Annotated in this window: 14 protein-coding genes and 1 pseudogene; 6 read left to right on the forward strand and 9 right to left on the reverse strand. The window is 68.6% G+C overall.

All coding sequences use genetic code 11. From position 1 onward, the window contains the following. Positions 1–568: 568 nt before the first annotated feature. Positions 569–2,038: an MFS transporter gene (locus ACFYYR_RS23200; protein ID WP_388856663.1), complete on the forward strand. Its 1,470-nt coding sequence runs from the start codon at positions 569–571 to the stop codon at positions 2,036–2,038. Between the two features lie 123 nt (positions 2,039–2,161). On the opposite strand, the gene ACFYYR_RS23205 is transcribed toward ACFYYR_RS23200, so the two are convergent. Both ACFYYR_RS23205 and ACFYYR_RS23210 read right to left on the reverse strand, forming a co-directional pair. Continuing rightward, positions 2,162–3,352: an acetyl-CoA C-acetyltransferase gene (locus tag ACFYYR_RS23205; RefSeq protein WP_388856666.1), complete on the reverse strand. Its 1,191-nt coding sequence runs from the start codon at positions 3,350–3,352 to the stop codon at positions 2,162–2,164. Between the two features lie 238 nt (positions 3,353–3,590). Continuing rightward, on the reverse strand, positions 3,591–3,758 hold the full coding sequence (locus ACFYYR_RS23210; protein ID WP_388856669.1) for a hypothetical protein: 168 nt from the start codon (positions 3,756–3,758) through the stop codon (positions 3,591–3,593). 209 nt (positions 3,759–3,967) lie between these two features. Between ACFYYR_RS23210 and ACFYYR_RS23215 the strand changes: the two genes are divergently transcribed. Next, positions 3,968–5,386 carry a DEAD/DEAH box helicase gene (locus tag ACFYYR_RS23215; RefSeq protein WP_388856672.1) on the forward strand — a complete coding sequence of 473 codons (1,419 nt, stop codon included), beginning with the start codon at positions 3,968–3,970 and terminating at the stop codon, positions 5,384–5,386. An 81-nt stretch (positions 5,387–5,467) separates the two neighbouring features. Here the strand turns inward: ACFYYR_RS23215 and ACFYYR_RS23220 are convergent, their stop codons facing one another. From ACFYYR_RS23220 to ACFYYR_RS23230, 3 genes are all read right to left on the reverse strand, one after another. Further along, the gene (locus ACFYYR_RS23220) at positions 5,468–5,941 is read right to left on the reverse strand and encodes a protease inhibitor I42 family protein (protein ID WP_388856675.1); all 474 of its coding nucleotides are present in this window, start codon (positions 5,939–5,941) and stop codon (positions 5,468–5,470) included. A 5-nt stretch (positions 5,942–5,946) separates the two neighbouring features. Beyond that, complete coding sequence (locus ACFYYR_RS23225) at positions 5,947–6,144, reverse strand: hypothetical protein (RefSeq protein WP_388856678.1); 198 nt, start codon at positions 6,142–6,144, stop codon at positions 5,947–5,949. A 247-nt stretch (positions 6,145–6,391) separates the two neighbouring features. Beyond that, positions 6,392–8,281 carry a DNA/RNA helicase domain-containing protein gene (locus tag ACFYYR_RS23230; protein WP_388856681.1) on the reverse strand — a complete coding sequence of 630 codons (1,890 nt, stop codon included), beginning with the start codon at positions 8,279–8,281 and terminating at the stop codon, positions 6,392–6,394. Between the two features lie 281 nt (positions 8,282–8,562). On the opposite strand from ACFYYR_RS23230, the gene ACFYYR_RS23235 reads away from it, so the two are divergent. The 3 genes and pseudogenes from ACFYYR_RS23235 to istB all read left to right on the forward strand — a co-directional run bounded on the left by ACFYYR_RS23235 (position 8,563) and on the right by istB (position 12,351). Beyond that, a complete protein-coding gene (locus ACFYYR_RS23235) occupies positions 8,563–9,639 on the forward strand; it encodes a TerD family protein (protein WP_388856684.1) in 1,077 nt (358 codons plus the stop codon). A gap of 285 nt (positions 9,640–9,924) precedes the next feature. Continuing rightward, positions 9,925–11,559: an IS21 family transposase gene (istA, locus tag ACFYYR_RS23240; protein ID WP_388856957.1), complete on the forward strand. Its 1,635-nt coding sequence runs from the start codon at positions 9,925–9,927 to the stop codon at positions 11,557–11,559. Beyond that, a pseudogene (gene istB, locus ACFYYR_RS23245) lies at positions 11,556–12,351 on the forward strand (IS21-like element helper ATPase IstB). Before istA ends, istB begins: the two are co-directional and overlap by 4 nt. Before the next feature lie 278 nt (positions 12,352–12,629). On the opposite strand, the gene ACFYYR_RS23250 reads toward istB, so the two are convergent. Beyond that, the gene (locus ACFYYR_RS23250; RefSeq protein ID WP_388856687.1) at positions 12,630–12,845 is read right to left on the reverse strand and encodes a hypothetical protein; all 216 of its coding nucleotides are present in this window, start codon (positions 12,843–12,845) and stop codon (positions 12,630–12,632) included. Positions 12,846–12,939: 94 nt separating this feature from the next. Here ACFYYR_RS23250 and ACFYYR_RS23255 point away from each other — a divergent pair, with 94 nt between their 5' ends. Further along, positions 12,940–13,533 carry a TetR/AcrR family transcriptional regulator gene (locus ACFYYR_RS23255; RefSeq protein WP_388856690.1) on the forward strand — a complete coding sequence of 198 codons (594 nt, stop codon included), beginning with the start codon at positions 12,940–12,942 and terminating at the stop codon, positions 13,531–13,533. Positions 13,534–14,320: 787 nt separating this feature from the next. On the opposite strand, the gene ACFYYR_RS23260 is transcribed toward ACFYYR_RS23255, so the two are convergent. From ACFYYR_RS23260 to ACFYYR_RS23270, 3 genes are all read right to left on the reverse strand, one after another. Beyond that, the gene (locus tag ACFYYR_RS23260) at positions 14,321–14,719 is read right to left on the reverse strand and encodes a PIN domain-containing protein (protein WP_388856693.1); all 399 of its coding nucleotides are present in this window, start codon (positions 14,717–14,719) and stop codon (positions 14,321–14,323) included. Further along, complete coding sequence (locus ACFYYR_RS23265; protein WP_388856696.1) at positions 14,716–14,994, reverse strand: hypothetical protein; 279 nt, start codon at positions 14,992–14,994, stop codon at positions 14,716–14,718. Before ACFYYR_RS23265 ends, ACFYYR_RS23260 begins: the two co-directional genes overlap by 4 nt. Before the next feature lie 168 nt (positions 14,995–15,162). Then, positions 15,163–15,771, reverse strand: a complete 609-nt coding sequence (locus ACFYYR_RS23270; protein ID WP_388856699.1) for a hypothetical protein — start codon at positions 15,769–15,771, stop codon at positions 15,163–15,165. Positions 15,772–15,832 lie beyond the last annotated feature (61 nt).

The raw sequence follows: 15,832 nt of genomic DNA on the forward strand, positions 1-15,832 counted from the left end.
GGGCAGGGCAACGGCACCAAAGGCAGCCCTGTGAGGGCTACAGGTGCTGGATCCAGGCGCGTGCACAAGGCTGATCCCCCGTGCGTCCGTGCCGATTCCCCCGTGATCGAGCGGCGTACGCCTCACGAGCCGTCGTGCGAGTGGCTGGGCCGTGAGTCGTCTGCGCTGTTCAGGATTGCAAGTACGCCAATTGCTGAACTGCCGAAGTGCTGTCGTGCAGAAACGCTGTCGTACTGAAACGCTGTCAAGCAGACGTGCGGAAGTACCGCGCCGCAGAGATGTGTTGTCGTGCGACGGGGCGGTAGCGGACCCCTCCGTTGCGCCGGTTCCTCCCCCGGGCGCCCCGCTCATCATTGGCCTGCCGTGAGAGCCACCGCAAGGCATGACGGCAAAGATCTTCGAGCGAATCCCGAGTGACGGTCATCACACGCGTTGGTCACGCGATTCGCCCCGCCGCCGACGGTGGCCGGTCACACTTGCTTCGGCCGCATTGCTTCAACCGACCTTCCCGCGCACCGAGGTGGACGGTGGGCGAGTTCGACGACGCACACGAACTGAGGGGATCGGCATGCCCGACGAGTCGGCTGACGGTACACGCGCAACGCAGGAGATCAAGCCGGCCCACGTCCTGGCGCTGTGCAGCGGCGCGAGCTTCATGGCCTTCCTCGACCTCTCGATCGTCAGTATCGCGTTTCCGGACATCATGGGCGACTTCCCGGGTGCGTCGCTCAACACCATGACGTGGGTCCTCAGCGGCTACACGATCTTGCTGGCGGCCGTGCTCACGCCCGCCGGAAGGATCGCCGACAGCGTCGGCCGGCGCACCGTCTTCCTCTGGTCCCTGGCCGCCTTCACCGCCGCTTCGCTCGTCTGCGCCGTGGCGCCGACCATCTGGTGGCTCATCGCAGCACGGTTCGTCCAGGGCGCGGCGGCCGGTGGCATGATCCCTGCCGCGCTCGGCCTGATCCTCGCCACGGCACCACGGGAGCGCATCGCCAGAGCGGTCGGCACCTGGTCCGCGGTGGCGGGCTTCTCCGCCGTCATCGGACCGGCCGCGGGCGGGCTGCTGCTGCGCGCCTTCGGCTGGCGCTCGGTGTTCTACGTCAACCTCCCGCTGTGCGGCGCGATGCTGGTCGCCGCTGTGGTGATGCTGCCGAGGCAGCGGTTGCGAGGCACCGGGGACAGGTTGCCGGACGCGGTGGGCAGTATCGCGCTCGCCCTCGGCATCGGCGGGGTGGTGAGCGCACTCACCTTGGGGGACACCTGGGGCTGGGGAGATGTCCGCACCATCGGACTGGGGCTGGCCGGGCTGGCGTTCGTCGCCGTGACCGTGCTGCGCTCGAGAACGCACCCGGCGCCGGCCCTGGAGATGACGGTGTGGCGCAGCCCCGTCTTCCGGACTGCCAACCTCGGCCTCGGCATGCTCAACATGACGATGTTCGCGTGGATGCTGGCCGCCCCGCTGTTCGCTGCCGACATCTGGCACTGGTCGGTCCTGCAGACGGCCGGTGCTCTGAGCATCGGGGCCGTCTCCTCGATGGCCGGCTCACTGGCCGCCGGACGGCTCACCCGACCGGCGACCCAGGTGAAGGTGACGGTCCTGGGCGCGCTGTCCTTCACAGCCAGCAACGCCATCTGGGCGTCCGGCCTCTTCGGCCCCACGCCCAACTTCCTGGGCGGCTGGCTGCCGGCCGCGATCCTCGGCGGCTGCGGCCTCGGCCTCGCCATCACCTGCCTGTCGTCGCTGGCGGCCGGGACGGTGCCCCCGCAGAAGTTCGCGGGCGGCCTCGGTATGACCCTGACGGTGCGCCAGGTCGGCGGTGCGGTCGGCGTCGCCGGATTCGCTTCGATCATGGCGTCGGGCCCGGCCCCCGGCGGTATCCCGTCGTTCCACCACGTCTATGTCGCCGCAATGGCCGTCAACATCCTGTGCGCGGCCTTGGTGTGCACGATGCTCATCACGCTGCGGCCGACATCCGCGCCGGCGGCTGCGATCGCAGCGCAGGCGCCTCAGGACCGGATCACGCCCACCCAGTGACCCCTGTACTCCAGGGGCACGCCGGGTTGCGGGTTGTGGACGGCCCCCTGGGTGCGGCCACATCTGCCGCACCCAGGGGACCGTGTATTCCGCCGACTCTCCGGCCGCTGCTCCGATCAGCCGTCAGGTGGACGGCACGCGGATCAGCAGGGCGTCGCCCTGCCCGCCGCCGCCGCACAGCGCTGCCGCGCCGAGACCGCCGCCGCGGCGGCGCAGCTCATAGGCCAGGTGGACGATGAGCCGGGCGCCGGAGGCGCCGATCGGGTGGCCGAGCGCGATGGCTCCGCCGTCGACGTTGACGATGTCCGGGCTGATGCCCAGTTGCTCGGTGGAGACGATGCCGACGGCGGAGAACGCCTCGTTGATCTCCACCAGGTCCAGGTCGGACGGCTCCAGCTTGGCCTTGGCCAGTGCCGCCCTGATCGCGTTCGACGGCTGCTCGTGCAGGCTTCCGTCCGGCCCGGCCACCACACCGTGGGCGCCGATCTCGGCGATCCAGGGCAGGCCCAGCTCCTCGGCCTTGGCCTTGCTCGCCACTACCACGGCCGCGGCGCCGTCGGAGATCTGCGACGCCGTCGCCGCCGTGATCGTGCCGTCGGCGCTGTACACGGGACGCAGCTTCGCCAGGACCTCCGTCGTGGTGTCGGGACGCACGCCCTCGTCGGTGTCACACACCACTGGGTCGCCCTTGCGCTGCGGGACCGTCACCGGCGCCATCTCCTCGGCGAACCGCCCGGCCGCCGCCGCGGCGGCGGCACGCTGGTGCGAGGCCGCGGCGAACGCGTCCTGCTTCTCCCGGGTCAGCCCGGCGTAGCGGCTGTTGTACTTCTCGGTCGAGACGCCCATGCCGACCTGGTCGAAGGGGCAGAACAAGCCGTCGTGGACCATGTGGTCGATCAGCGGTACATCACCGGACTTGAAGCCCCCACGCGACTTGGGAAGCACGTGCGGAGCCTGCGTCATGGACTCCTGACCGCCCGCCACGACCAGGTCGAACTCACCGGCCCTGATCAGCTGGTCGGCCAGCGCGATCGCGTCGACCCCGGAGAGACACACTTTGTTGACGGTCAGCGCCGGGACGCTCATCGGGATGCCGGCGGCCACCGCGGCCTGACGGGCCGGGATCTGGCCGGCGCCTGCGGTGAGCACCTGCCCCATGATCGTGTACTCCACTTGCTCGGGCGCCACCCCCGCCCTCTCCAGAGCCGCCTTGATCGCGATCGCCCCGAGCTGGGCTCCGGAGAAGTCTTTCAGAGCCCCGAGCAGGCGACCGGTGGGGGTACGGGCCCCAGCCAGGATGACGGATCCGGACACGACGTCCTCCGTGGGTAGCAGTTGTAGACCACAACACGGTCACATTACCCACGAGTTGGGTTAGGGAGATGCGCTCTCCGGCGGTGTGAGCCACGGCATAGCCGATCGGAGGCGTCCCCCTCTGGCGGTGATGACTGCGCGAGACGCCGCTTCATGGGGGAGCCGCACTTGACTGACGTTGCGCGGAGCCTGCCCGGCGGCTGAACGGGCCGCCGGGCCTGGCCGTCCTGTCCAGCGCTCAGTCGAACGGGCGGTCTCCAACGCGTACACCTTCCGACCGCGGGCTTTCAGGCCGGCGCCGGATCAGCCAATCGACATCCAGGGCCGGACGGTTGAAGCATTCTGCATGCAGCGCGTTGACCGCGACGTCGTCGAAGCCGCCCCGCCACCCAGAGGTGAACGTCATCGCGCGAGCGCAGACCGTCACCCCTGCCTGATCCTCCTGCGCAAGCAGGATTCAGAAGGGATCATCGTCGAGAAGGCCCGGGTCTCAACGGTCGGCGGCCTTGAGCCGGGCGCTGGTAAAATCGCCGTACGCTTCGATACACACGGGGTCCGTGCCGGCCAAGGCTCGGGCCTCGTCTCGTTCGGGGTCACCAGTCGAGGAAGGCCCCCATGAACGCGAAGACGTCCGCATCCGGGCATTCCGGTGCCGGCAACAACGACCGTGCCGGGGTACCGGAGAGCGGGGACCCGGTGCCCGGGGCGGTGACGGCGGGGCTGCCGCCGGTCGAGGGGTTCGCTGAGCTGGATCTGCCGCCGGAGCTGATCCGGACCATGACAAGCCTGGCGGTGCGGGAGCCCTTCCCGATCCAGGCGATCACCCTGCCGAACGCTCTTGCCGGGCGCGATGTCCTCGGCCGGGCGCGCACCGGCTCGGGCAAGACGCTCGCCTTCGGCCTCCCGCTGCTCGTCCGTACGGCGGGCCGGCGCGCCGACGCGAAGCGGCCCCTCGGTCTGGTCCTGGTACCGACGAGGGAACTCGCGCAGCAGGTCAGCGACGCCTTGGAGCCGTATGCGCAGGTCCTCGGCCTACGGTTGGCGACCGTGGTCGGCGGCCTGTCGATCGGGCGCCAGGCGGCATCGCTGCGGACCGGGGCCGAGGTCGTCGTCGCCACTCCGGGACGGCTGACCGACCTGGTCTCCCGCCGGGACTGCCACCTGGACCGTGTGGAGATCACCGTTCTGGACGAGGCGGACCAGATGTGCGACCTGGGGTTTCTGCCCCAGGTCTCGGAACTCCTGGACCAGGTGCGCCCCGGCGGGCAGCGGATGCTCTTCTCCGCCACGCTCGACCGCGACGTCGAGCGGCTGGTCGAGTGCCACCTGCACGCCCCGGTCTCCGCCTCGGTCGACCGGCCGTCGGGATCGGTGACCACGATGGAGCACCACGTCCTGCTCGTCCATCCTGCCGACAAACTCGCCACCGCGACCGAGATCGCGGCCCGTGACGGCCGGGTCCTGATGTTCCTGGACACCAAAGCCGCCGTGGACCGGTTCACCCGCCACTTGCGGGACAGCGGGATTCAGGCCGCCGCCCTGCACAGTGGGAAGTCGCAGCCGCAGCGCACCCACACGCTGGCCCGGTTCAAGGACGGCGGGATCACAGTGCTGGTGGCGACCAATGTCGCCGCCCGCGGCATCCACATCGACGACCTGGACCTCGTCGTCAATGTGGATCCGCCCGCCGATTCCAAGGACTACCTCCACCGCGGCGGGCGCACCGCCCGCGCGGGCGAGTCGGGCAGCGTGGTCACTGTGGTCACCCCCGGGCAGCGTCGCGAGGTGAACCGGATGATGTCGGAGGCCGGCATCCGGCCCACGGTCACGCCGGTGCGGTCCGGCGAGGCGAAGCTGACGGGTATCACCGGCGCCAGACGCGCACCGGCGACGGCTCCCGCGAAGAACACCAACGCTCCCTTCCGGGGCATGGGCACCCGCCCGGGCCGTCCGGCGAAGGAGAGCCGCAAGGCCGCCGAAGCCCGGAAGCTCGCGGAAGCCCGGAAGGCCGCCCAGGCGCGCAGGTCCCGCTGACGCGAAGCAGCTTTCGCCGGGATGTCCGACTGCGCCGGCTCGCCGTCGGTCCGGCCGGGGACGAGGTTTCCGGCACGGAGGTCATGGCTTCCGCACCGTGACGGTGTAGGTGTGGATGGTGGCTCGGTACTTCTTGTCGGGGGTGGGGCTGCCGCCCGGGACAGGGGACGGGGTGATGGGACCGCCGGCATCGCCGCCGCCGACGCAGGCACCGTGGGGGCACTGGATGAGCCGGATCGTCGTCGTGCCCGGACCGACGGCCTTGAAGTCGAAGAAGTCCGTTCCGCTCCCGCTGCCGTCGACGTCTTCGTCGGCCTCGATGTCCTCCCGCTTGCCGTTCTTCCGGACGACGTCGGGGTCGGGCTCCGGCGATGTCAGGTACCACCATTCCCCCATCGCGGTGGCGACCGGAACGGACAGCGTGAACTCCTCCCCCTCATCCACCTGTATGTGCTTCTCATCCAGCTCGTAGGTGTCCGGCCCGACGAGGCCGCAGCCCGCGAGCACGGTCATCAGCAGGGCGGGAAGGGCGAGTCGGCGCAGGGAGCCGGTCATGACGCTCACTTCTTCGGTCGGCGGGCAGGGGGACGGCGTACGCGTCGGGCCATGCGACAGCCGGATGCCTTGTGGCCGTTGACGAAGTCGTCCTCGCTGACCCAGGGCGTTTGGCCCCATGGGTTGTAGATCTGCAGCATGTCGCCTTCCTGGCCGATCACCATCATCTGGTGTCCGTGCCGGGCGTGCAGCGGCGCATCCATCGGGCACCGTCCTATCACCACAGGCGGTCAGGGAAGTGCCAATACTGATCGGGCGGGACGGTCGCCGGTGCCCAGTAGTGGGCACACCTGAAGTGCGGCCTGTCCCGCCCCGGCCAGTGGGTGTCAGGACCGAGGAGGCCGCGGAGTAATGCGTTCTCGGCGTGCCCGCGGGCAGAGCGGGGGCCCGCCTTGAGAAGTCCGGGCCGGGCGGCCGTGACGCTCATCGACTCGGCTCGTCACTGTGGTCTCACTGGAGGGTCGGCTCATCCACGGCACAGGGGATCAGCGAACGGAGCTTCTCGCGGGTTTCCGGGTCCGTGGAGTAGACGATCGTTCCGATCATGCCCCGGGTCAGCAGCACCTTGTAGGTATTGCGGATGAGCCGGGCGACGTCTTCGTCGGGGGTTGCCTTGGTGAACACGGGGTCCTTGGATGCGGTGCGGTTCACCACCCAACGGTCGGTCCGCCAGACGAGGTCCGGGCCCATGATCACGCCCGACCAGTCGTACTCGAAGCCCTGAGCGGTGTAGACGCAACCGACCTGACCGAAACCGGCGGGGTCGGTGGCCCATAGCGGTGCCGGGGGCGCGCCGAGCAGGGAGCGGTCGCCGTACAGGTTCCATGGCCGTGCCCAGTCGCCGATGGTCACGTCCGCCGGCAGCGATGTCATGGTGGGCTTGATCTTCGTCGTCCACTTCCAGCAGTAGCCCGCCGACATGCGTGCCCCGTAGTCCTTGGCCCGTTTGTCGGCCAGGAATGCCTCCAGCTCCTGCGGGCTCTCCGCCGTGAGCAACTGGACCTTGCCGTCCGGCTCCCACACCGTGGGCCCGCCGTCTTCCAGCCCCAGCAGGCCGGTCACCCACCGCAGATAGGCGTCACTACCACCGCATCGGAACTGGCTGTCCAACTCCACGACCGTGCACTGCAGCCCTTGCTCAGCGGCGGCCTCGCGGATCTCCTCCACCGTCCCCATCTCGCCAGGGCGCACCACCTGGTGCTGGTCGAGCAGGAACACCGGGACTCGGGCGGCGTCCATCAGTTCCGCCACCTGCGGGCGGCCGGTGCGGAGGGCGGCTTTGGTGTAGCGGTTGGCGGAGGTCTTGCGGAGGCGGTGGGCTTCGTCGCAGACGAGCACGTCCAGATCGTTCGGCTCGGCCTCCATGAAGCTGTTGAAGTAGCGGAAGAGCTTCTGGACCTCAGTCTTGCGGGTTCCCGCGACCTTACGCATCGTCTTGGTGAACGATTGCGAACCGGTGGCGTGCAGAGCGGGCACCCCACGCCGGTACATGTCACCCAGCAGGGACAGGGCAATCACGCTCTTGCCGGAGCCCGGGCCACCGGCCACCACGACCACCTGCTTGTGGTTGGACCGTCGTGCCTCCCGGACGGCGGACATCACGGTCTCGTAGGCAAGTCGCTGCTCGCCCAGAAGTACGAATTGCTCCCGGTTCCGCACTTCTTCGGCGGCGACAGCCATCAGTTGCCTGGACGGCCTGACCTTGCCCTGGAGCAGGGTGTCGGCCGCGTCGGCGCCGGGCTTCGGCGCCAGCATCGAGCGCAGGTAGTTGAGGAAGGCGCCGCGCTGCTCGCCGGTGAACATCCGGCCCCGACGGTCTTCCGTAACGGCACGCAGTCCCGCCACCCCGAACTCGGTCGCGTTGTGCAGGTATGCCACTCCGGCGATCGACTCCGGTGCCTGCTCCAGCGCACCGTTGAACGACACCAGGTAGTCGCAGTACCCGCGGACCTGCTCGATCGGGTTGAGGACGGGCGCCGGGTACGCATCGATGCGGCACCGCAGCGGATCGCCGTCCTCCGGGTAGGCGTTGCTCCACTGCTTGAGTTCCACAACGACGTACGAGGGCCCGCCGGTCGTGGGATGGACACCGGCCAGTATCACGTCAGCGCGCTTGCTGGTCAGGGGCAGTCCGTACTCCAGCAGCATCTCCACCTCACCGAGCCCGGCTTCGACCAGCGCGTGAGTGAGGGCCGGGATGCTGCGCTCCCAGGAGCGCACCTCCGACGTCTGGGGCCGGTGGCGGTGCTTGTGCAGGAAGTTCTCGGTCAGGAGCTCGGCCAGCCGTCCTTCGAGTTGGGTGCGGTTGGCCAATGACGCCGCGGACTCACGGAACAGCAAGGAAATGCCCCCAGGCAGCACGAAGTAGCTCGTGCGGGTGGGGGCATGTCCTTCAGTTCCACCGAAGTGGAGCGGAAGCCCGTCGGGCCGCTGAGATTGGTCTCACCATCCTAGAACAGGAGGTGGATCATGCATCCAGAGTTGGGCAGCACTCATGGGGTGGGAACGGGGGCGCTGCCCAGGCGGACGTCCTCACAGGGTCTCTTGCATTCGGCCCGATCCGGCGGAGGGGGCTCGTAGGCAGGCGGGCTTGGGGGAGCGGGTTGGCTCCACTGACCTCGGTGAGCAGCCAGACCAGCGTCGTTGTCACCAACGACCCCAGCGCCGCGTCCGGGAAACTGCGTTGTGCCGCAGACGAGGGTGTCCCGCTCGTGGACGAGTCGACCTACGTGCGGCTGCTGGAGAGCGTGCAGCCCGGCCAGGCCAAGGGCACCGCCCGGCAGCGTCGCGTCGCCGAGGCTCCCGGGAGTGCGACGATCGCACAGCCTGGTCCTGTACCGAGCGTCCCGGTACAGCGCACGGTCAGGCCGACCGCACTCACTGCCGGTGCGGACCAGCCGCTCACCGGACGGAGAGTCCTGGTCCTGGGCGGCACCCACGAGGCAGCCGCGGAAGCGCGTGCTCGTGCCGTAGCTCTCGGCGCCTCCGCGGCAGTCAACCTCTCCGCCAGTGTGACCGATGTCGTCGTGCTTCCCGGCGGTGAAGCGGACCGGCGCATGAACCGCATCACGGCCCTCGGCCTCCGTGTGCACGACGCCGGTTGGCTCCTTGCACCCACGCCTGCGGCGATGCCCGCGCCGGCACAGGGCGAGGCCGGGGAGCAGCCGGACACGGCGGAGGTACTGGTCCGTGGTGCCGTCATCGACTTGCCCGACACCGGCACGGCCTGGACGGTGGCCGCGACGTGGCGTCAGCAGGCCGTCTGCGACGTGGACGTCGTCGCTCTCGCGGTCGATGTGCAGGAACAGGTACCAGGAGATGAGGACTTCGTCTTCTACGGTGCCCCGGAGCACCCGAACGGCACCGTGCGGCTCGCCACGGACGGGCCGACGGAGCAGGCCGTCACCGCCGACCTGGAGCGTCTGCCCTTGGAGATCCACAGGGTCGTCATCGCCGCCGCGATCGACGGTGCCGCGACCTTCTCCGACGTCGGAGCCATCGAGATCACCGCCACCCACGGGATCGGCGCGGCCCCGACCGCCCGGGCCACCCTCGACGCCGCCACCACCGAGCGCACGATGATCCTCGCCGAGATCTACCGCCGAGGAGAGGGCTGGCGGCTGCGTGCGGTCGGACAGGGCTACGACCATGGCCTGGCCGACCTTGCTCGCGGCTACGGCGTCGACGTCGCCGAATGACCGACGGGCTCCCTTCGGGAGGGCCGGCCCCTCAAATGAGCCGTCACCCGTACGTGTCATTGCCAGGTGCGAACCGGGCTCACTGTCCGGCCTCCCCCGTCGGGGCGCTCCTGTCTCGTGGGCGCCCGCTGTGGCTTTATCGAGTAGTAGTGACGTCACTTGTCGATGGGTTTGGGAGGCGCCCCGATCCACGGTCGGGTGATGTTGATGAGTTTGGGAGGCACGGGGGCTCTTGCCAGGGCAGCATCGGGATGCTCTCGGTGAAAGGTGCTGGTCATGCCGCAGATGTCGAAGGACGAGCTGTACGCGGCGATCCGGCGTGACCATCACAACGGCATGTCGATGCGGGAGCTTGAACGCAAGCACGGCGTGACCTGGCGGACAGTGCGCAAGGCGCTGGACTCGTCCTGGCCGGAGCCTCGCAAGAAGCTCCCGCCCCGAGCCACCACGCTGGACCCGTACAAGCCGGTGATCGACGAGATCCTGCGGGCGGATCTGGACGCGCCCCGCAAACAGCGTCACACGGTCACCCGGATCTTCCACCGGCTGGTCGAAGAGCATGGCGCGGACGTCTCCTACGGGGTGGTGCGTTATTACGTCGCCAGCCGGAAGCCCGAGATCCTGGTCGAGTCGGGCAAGGCGCCACTGGAGGCGTTCGTCCCGCAGACGCACCTGCCCGGCCATGAGGCAGAGGTCGACTTCGGTGACGTGACCGTGCGCCTGGCCGGCGAGCTGGTGACCTGCTACCTGTTCTCCTTCCGGCTGTCGTACTCGGGCAAGGCCGTCCACCGCGTGTTCGCTTCCTGCGGCCAGGAAGCCTTCTTCGAAGGCCACGTTCACGCATTGCGGACGCTGGGCGGGGTCCCGCGGACCAAGGTCCGCTACGACAACTTGAAAGCCGCCGTCGCCAGGGTGCTGGGGCAGAGCCGGGGAAGAGTTGAGGCCGACCGGTGGATCGCCTTCCGGTCGCACTTCGGCATTGAGAGCTTCTACTGCCGGCCCGGCATCGAAGGCGCCCATGAGAGGGGCGGAGTCGAAGGAATGATCGGCTACTTCCGCCGCAACCACTTCGTTCCCGTCCCCGAGGTCTCCTCGCTCGCCGAGCTGAACGAAATGGTCGAACAGTGGGACCGGCAGGACGACGCCCGCCGCATCGGGTCCAGGCCCAAGACGGTCGCGGAGTACTTCGCACTCGAACAACCGCTGCTGATGCCGCTGCCCGAGGAACCGTTCGAGACAGGTCGGCTGTTCACGCCGCGGGTCGACCGCTACGGCCAGATCCCGGTCCGCACCAATCGCTACTCGGTCCCGATTCGGCTGATCGGCAAACGCGTGCGGGTCGTGCTGCACGCGTCTCATCTGGTGGTTTACGACCAGAACGTGGAAGTGGCCCGGCACGAGCGGCTGATCGCGAAGGGCGCCGTCCGTCTGGACCTGGACCACTACCTGGAAGTTCTGGTCCGCAAGCCCGGCGCCTTCCCAGGCTCGACTGCGCTCGAACAGGCTCGTTCAGCAGGTAGGTTCACCCCGGTCCACGACGCCTGGTGGGACCAGGCCCGCAAGATTCATGGTGAGCGGGACGGCACCCGTGCCCTGATCGAGGTTCTCCTGCTGGGGCGCCATCTGCCTCATGAGCATGTCGTTGCCGGCCTGGCCGCGGCCCTGCGAGCCGGGGCCATGACCGCCGACGCGGTTGCGCTCGAGGCCCGCAAGGCCGCTCAGGCCGAGACCGAACCCGCCCCCTCCGCAGGCCAGATGGTCTCCGAGAAACCGTCGGCGACAGTGACCTCCCTGCACGAATGGCGACTCGCGCACCTTCCGCCGGACACCAGGCCGCTGCCCTCGGTGACCCCCTATGACCAGTTGCTCCGACGCCGTCGCACCAGCGGCGGTGACCACCGTGAGGGAGAAGCACAGTGACCCTGCCCCGCCAGCGAGGCCTGACCGAGCAGGCCGCCGACGCTGCCATCGACAGTGCTTGCCGCCTGCTGCGGCTGCCGTCGATCCGCAACGAGTTCTCCGACATCGCCGAGCGGGCGCTTAAGGACCAGATGAGCTACCGCGGTTTCCTCGCCGAGCTGTTGATGGCCGAGTGCGACGACCGGGCCCGTCGCCGCTCAGAGCGGCGAATCAAGGCGGCTGGCTTCCCGCGGGAGAAGTCCTTGCGGGCGTTCGACTTCGACGCCAACCCGAACATCGACGCCGCGACCATCCACACTCTCGCCAGCTGTGAGTGGATCAAGAATAGCCAGCCGCTCTGCCTGATCGGCGATTCCGGCACCGGCAAGTCCCACATGCTCATCGCTGGGCACCGAGGCCGCCATGAAGGGCTACCGCGTCCGCTACACCCTGGCGACGAAGCTGGTGAACGAGCTCGTCGAGGCCGCCGACGAGAAGTAGCTGAACAAGACCATCGCCCGCTACGGCCGCGTCGACCTCCTCTGCATCGACGAACTCGGCTACATGGAACTCGACCGCCACGGCGCCGAACTCCTCTTCCAGGTCCTGACCGAACACGAGGAGAAGAACAGCGTCGCCATCGCCTCCAACGAGCCCTTCGGAGGCTGGGCCAAGACCTTCACCGACCCCCGCCTCTGCGCGGCCATCGTCGACCGCCTCACCTTCAACGGCACCATCATCGAGACCGGCACCGACTCCTACCGCCTCGCCGGCACCCGCGCACGAGCCGAAGAGCCTGCCAAGGCCGACTGACCTCTGCCGCTACGTCGCGATGGTCCGCCGCCCTCACGAGCGGCGGACCATCCCCGCTCAACCCGCCAAAGTGCCCTGGTGAAAGTACATGCACCAGCCCGTTTCCGTCATACGCCACAGGGAGCTTCGCCACACTCGACCCCGGACTCTCTGACCCACGGTGCAAAGCAGGCCGCCGGGCCCGCTGATGGTCCTGGCGAAGCGGACACTGGCCGGACTCCGAACGGGGCAGAGGCCGGAATGTGTTGCGGCAGCCCGCTGGGAGCCGTGGGTAGGTGTTACTTGAGGTGTCCGAGGGCCTTGGCGCGGCCCTGTGCCCAGCCGGCGAGGAAGACACCGATGGCGAGGGCAGCGATGTAAACGCACAGGGCGCCCGGGAACGGCAATCCGCTGAGCACCCCACCGTTGTCGTGATCGATGAGCAGCCGGATCGTGCCTTGGCCGCTGAAGACCACTAAAGCCATTCCGATGATCAGCAGAACGACGAACTTCATGATGCCCCCTCAGTTATTTTAACAATGCACATGCATTGTAATAGACTGTCGATGGCGATGCAATGCGAACGCATTGGCTCGCCAGGGAGGATGCATGCCGAAGATCGTTGACCATGAGGAGCGCCGACACCGCCTTGCCGAAGCCGTCTGGACACTGACGCTCCGCGACGGACTGGAGGGTGTGACGCTTCGCAAGGTCGCGGTGGAGGCCGGGGTGTCCATGGGCCAGGTGCAGCACTACTACGCCACCCGGGAGGACCTGGTCCGTGACGCGATCGACCGCGCCGTGCGGGCACTGAACGCCCGGATTGAGGCATCCATCAAGGCAACAGACCCGGCGAGTGCGGAGACGATGCTCCGTGAATGTCTGCGCGCGATGCTCGCCCGTGACCCGGAAAGCCTGCGCCTACTCCAGCTGTCAGTCGCGGTCGTCGGAAGGGCGATCTCGGATCCGGCAATGGCCGGCGTGCTGGCGCCAGGTAGCGGCGAGCTTCTGGACTTCACCGCGGGACTCATCGCCGCGGCCCGGCAGGAACGGGGCGCGCCAGCACGGGGCAACGGCCTGATCGACGCCGACATCTGTTGGAATCTGGCCACGAGCCTGGGGGTCGACGTCGCCCTGGGGCAGCGTTCTCCCGACGAAGCACTCAGGGTGCTGGACTATCACCTGGACAACCTCCTGGGCTGACCACCGCCTCGCCCAGCGCATCACGCGGCGACACCGCGTTTCGTAGGTGGTCACTCATGAAACAGCGACGCCCGGTACGGCCGCGTTGAGCATTCTCCGTTTCAAGGGACAGCACCCCTCGCCCGCGCGACCCGGGTCAGAGATAGGAGCCCGGGGCCTGCTCGGCGCCCTCCGTTGTCGGCGAAGTACGTCAGGTGACGATGCCCGGGCGAGTACGCCCCTGAGGTCTCGCTGCCCCTGATCGGAGACTCCGGGACTACTGAACCGGCACTCGTCACCGCGAGAATCGACGTCGCATCCCAGCGCCTGCCAGACGCACCGATCTCGGTGGACTCGGGATCGAGAAGCTGCAAGACCAGGACCGGCGAAGCACGCCGGTCAGGGTCGAGAAGCCGCAGCTCCGCCTCAATACCGCCTGAACGGCCCGCTCGCTCCCGCTGCCAGTGCACGAACCCTACGGACGCCCCTATCCCGTCACAGCGAATGGTTGACGCGGCCCTGGGAGCAACCGGCAGTGCCGTCACTTCTCATCAACAATCCGAGTTGGGTTGATCATCAACTGCCTTCGGAACCCGTGCACAAGTGCTGTCACTACACATCGATGAAGCCACCCGCTGACAGTGCGGGCCTGACCTCCACGTCCGGGACCGTGGTTGGTTCGGCCCGTCGTCGGGGGCGATCGGCTGGGACGATGCCGTGGCGTCGCTGTCACGTTGCTTGCCCGGAACACCCCGGAGAGCGTTCCGCGGCCCTTGGAGTCGCGCAGCAGCCGGTGCGGCGGCTCGGATCAGACCTTCTCAGCGGCCACGCGGGGGTGGGCGGCGGTGAGCATGCTGATGTCCTCGACGTCGGAGGTCAGGATCGTGACATTGCCCGACTGGGTGAGGGCGGTGGCGCAGAGCATGGCGTCGATGGCGTACTTGTGGCCGTGGAGTCCGGCCGCGCGGAGCAGGCCGGCGGCGGACTGGGCGACGGCCTGGGTGACGGGCTCGACCCGCAGCCGGGAGAGCGTCCACTTCAGTGCGGCGTCGTTGATCTTTGGGTGGATCACCTCGACGAGAATCGCGGCCGAGGTGATCAACGGAAGGTCTGCGTCGCGGGCGGCGGTGAGCCACTCGTGGACCTCCCTGTCGCGCTGCACGGCCTTGGCCAGGCCCTCGCTGTCCAGGATGAGCGCGCCGCTCATGCGGCCGCCCCGGCCCCGGTGCCGCCGGTGAGCTTGGCCCGCTTGGCGGCCACGGCCTCCGGGTCGGCGGGACCGTTGGTCTTGTCGAAGTCGGCGATCAACTCGTCCAGGTTGTCTCGCTCGATCTGTCGCTGCGCGGCCTTCTCGAGGTAGGCGGACATGCCCCGCTTTCCGACCCGCTCGCGGATCGCCTGGAGGGTGCCGGCGGTCAGGGAGACGGAGATACCACTGCTGGGGCCGTCGCCGGGAGGGAAGCCGGTGGCGTCGTCAGTCATGGCACGAGTATGGCATTTCAAATGCTATATGGCGAGAGCTTGGCTGGTGGTGAGCTTCTGATGCCGCTGCGCAGCGGCGCTGAGTGCGTCGAATGAGCACACATCGTGCCTACGGCGCGCACCATGTCCGCGCCCGACGCCGTGCGCCCGCCAAGGGCTGAGCAGGACCTAGAACAGCACCAGCGTCCCCGCCGCCACCGCGCCCAGGGACGCGCCCGCGACGGTCTGGGCCACGGAGTGGTAGGTCAGGGCCACTCGGGTCCGGCACACGGCAACAACCAAGGGGTAGGCCGCCAGCCACCAAGGGGTGTGGACCGCCGCGAGCATGATGGCGATGGCGGAGGCGACCGCCGAGTCCACTGAGATCTTCCAGACCTTGTTGATCGCCAGTAGGGCCACGGTCATGGCCCAGAGCGCGAGCATCGCGATGAGGATGTCCCTGGGGGCGTCGGCGAGGAGCATGACGGCCGAGCCGGTGCCGATGGAGCCGAGGATCACGAAGAAGATGGGTGCGCGCTGCCCGCGGTCCACGACGTGCCGGTCGCCCCAGGTGCCGCGCTTGCGTTCCCACTCGATGTAGGCGGCGGGCACGATTCCGGCGCACAGGGCGGCGAACAGGCCCCAGGCGGCGCCGGTCCAGTCGCCCGCGGCCGCGATGCCGACGCCGGTGAGGCCGGCGAGCAGGACGTTGCGGGGCTGGAGTATGTCGGTGATCGTGCGGGCGGTCGTGGTCGTAGCCGTGGCCGTACTCGTACTCGTGTTGGTGCTCGTGGTCATGCGGGCTGCCTTGAGGTTTTGAGGGCTTGTCCTGATCGTTCGCCGCTGATGTGCCGTCGGT

This window comes from Streptomyces sp. NPDC001922 (assembly GCF_042891165.1).
In the GTDB taxonomy this organism is placed as follows: domain Bacteria; phylum Actinomycetota; class Actinomycetes; order Streptomycetales; family Streptomycetaceae; genus Streptomyces.

What these genes read in the sequence shown, in the direction of transcription:
- ACFYYR_RS23200 (WP_388856663.1), top strand. Translation starts at nt 569, where the DNA reads ATGCCCGACGAGTCGGCTGACGGTACACGCGCAACGCAGGAGATCAAG.
- ACFYYR_RS23210 (WP_388856669.1), bottom strand. Translation starts at nt 3,758, where the DNA reads ATGACGTTCACCTCTGGGTGGCGGGGCGGCTTCGACGACGTCGCGGTC.
- ACFYYR_RS23215 (WP_388856672.1), top strand. Translation starts at nt 3,968, where the DNA reads ATGAACGCGAAGACGTCCGCATCCGGGCATTCCGGTGCCGGCAACAAC.
- ACFYYR_RS23220 (WP_388856675.1), bottom strand. Translation starts at nt 5,941, where the DNA reads ATGACCGGCTCCCTGCGCCGACTCGCCCTTCCCGCCCTGCTGATGACC.
- ACFYYR_RS23225 (WP_388856678.1), bottom strand. Translation starts at nt 6,144, where the DNA reads ATGGATGCGCCGCTGCACGCCCGGCACGGACACCAGATGATGGTGATC.
- istA (WP_388856957.1), top strand. Translation starts at nt 9,925, where the DNA reads ATGTCGAAGGACGAGCTGTACGCGGCGATCCGGCGTGACCATCACAAC.
- ACFYYR_RS23250 (WP_388856687.1), bottom strand. Translation starts at nt 12,845, where the DNA reads ATGAAGTTCGTCGTTCTGCTGATCATCGGAATGGCTTTAGTGGTCTTC.
- ACFYYR_RS23255 (WP_388856690.1), top strand. Translation starts at nt 12,940, where the DNA reads ATGCCGAAGATCGTTGACCATGAGGAGCGCCGACACCGCCTTGCCGAA.
- ACFYYR_RS23260 (WP_388856693.1), bottom strand. Translation starts at nt 14,719, where the DNA reads ATGAGCGGCGCGCTCATCCTGGACAGCGAGGGCCTGGCCAAGGCCGTG.
- ACFYYR_RS23265 (WP_388856696.1), bottom strand. Translation starts at nt 14,994, where the DNA reads ATGACTGACGACGCCACCGGCTTCCCTCCCGGCGACGGCCCCAGCAGT.
- ACFYYR_RS23270 (WP_388856699.1), bottom strand. Translation starts at nt 15,771, where the DNA reads ATGACCACGAGCACCAACACGAGTACGAGTACGGCCACGGCTACGACC.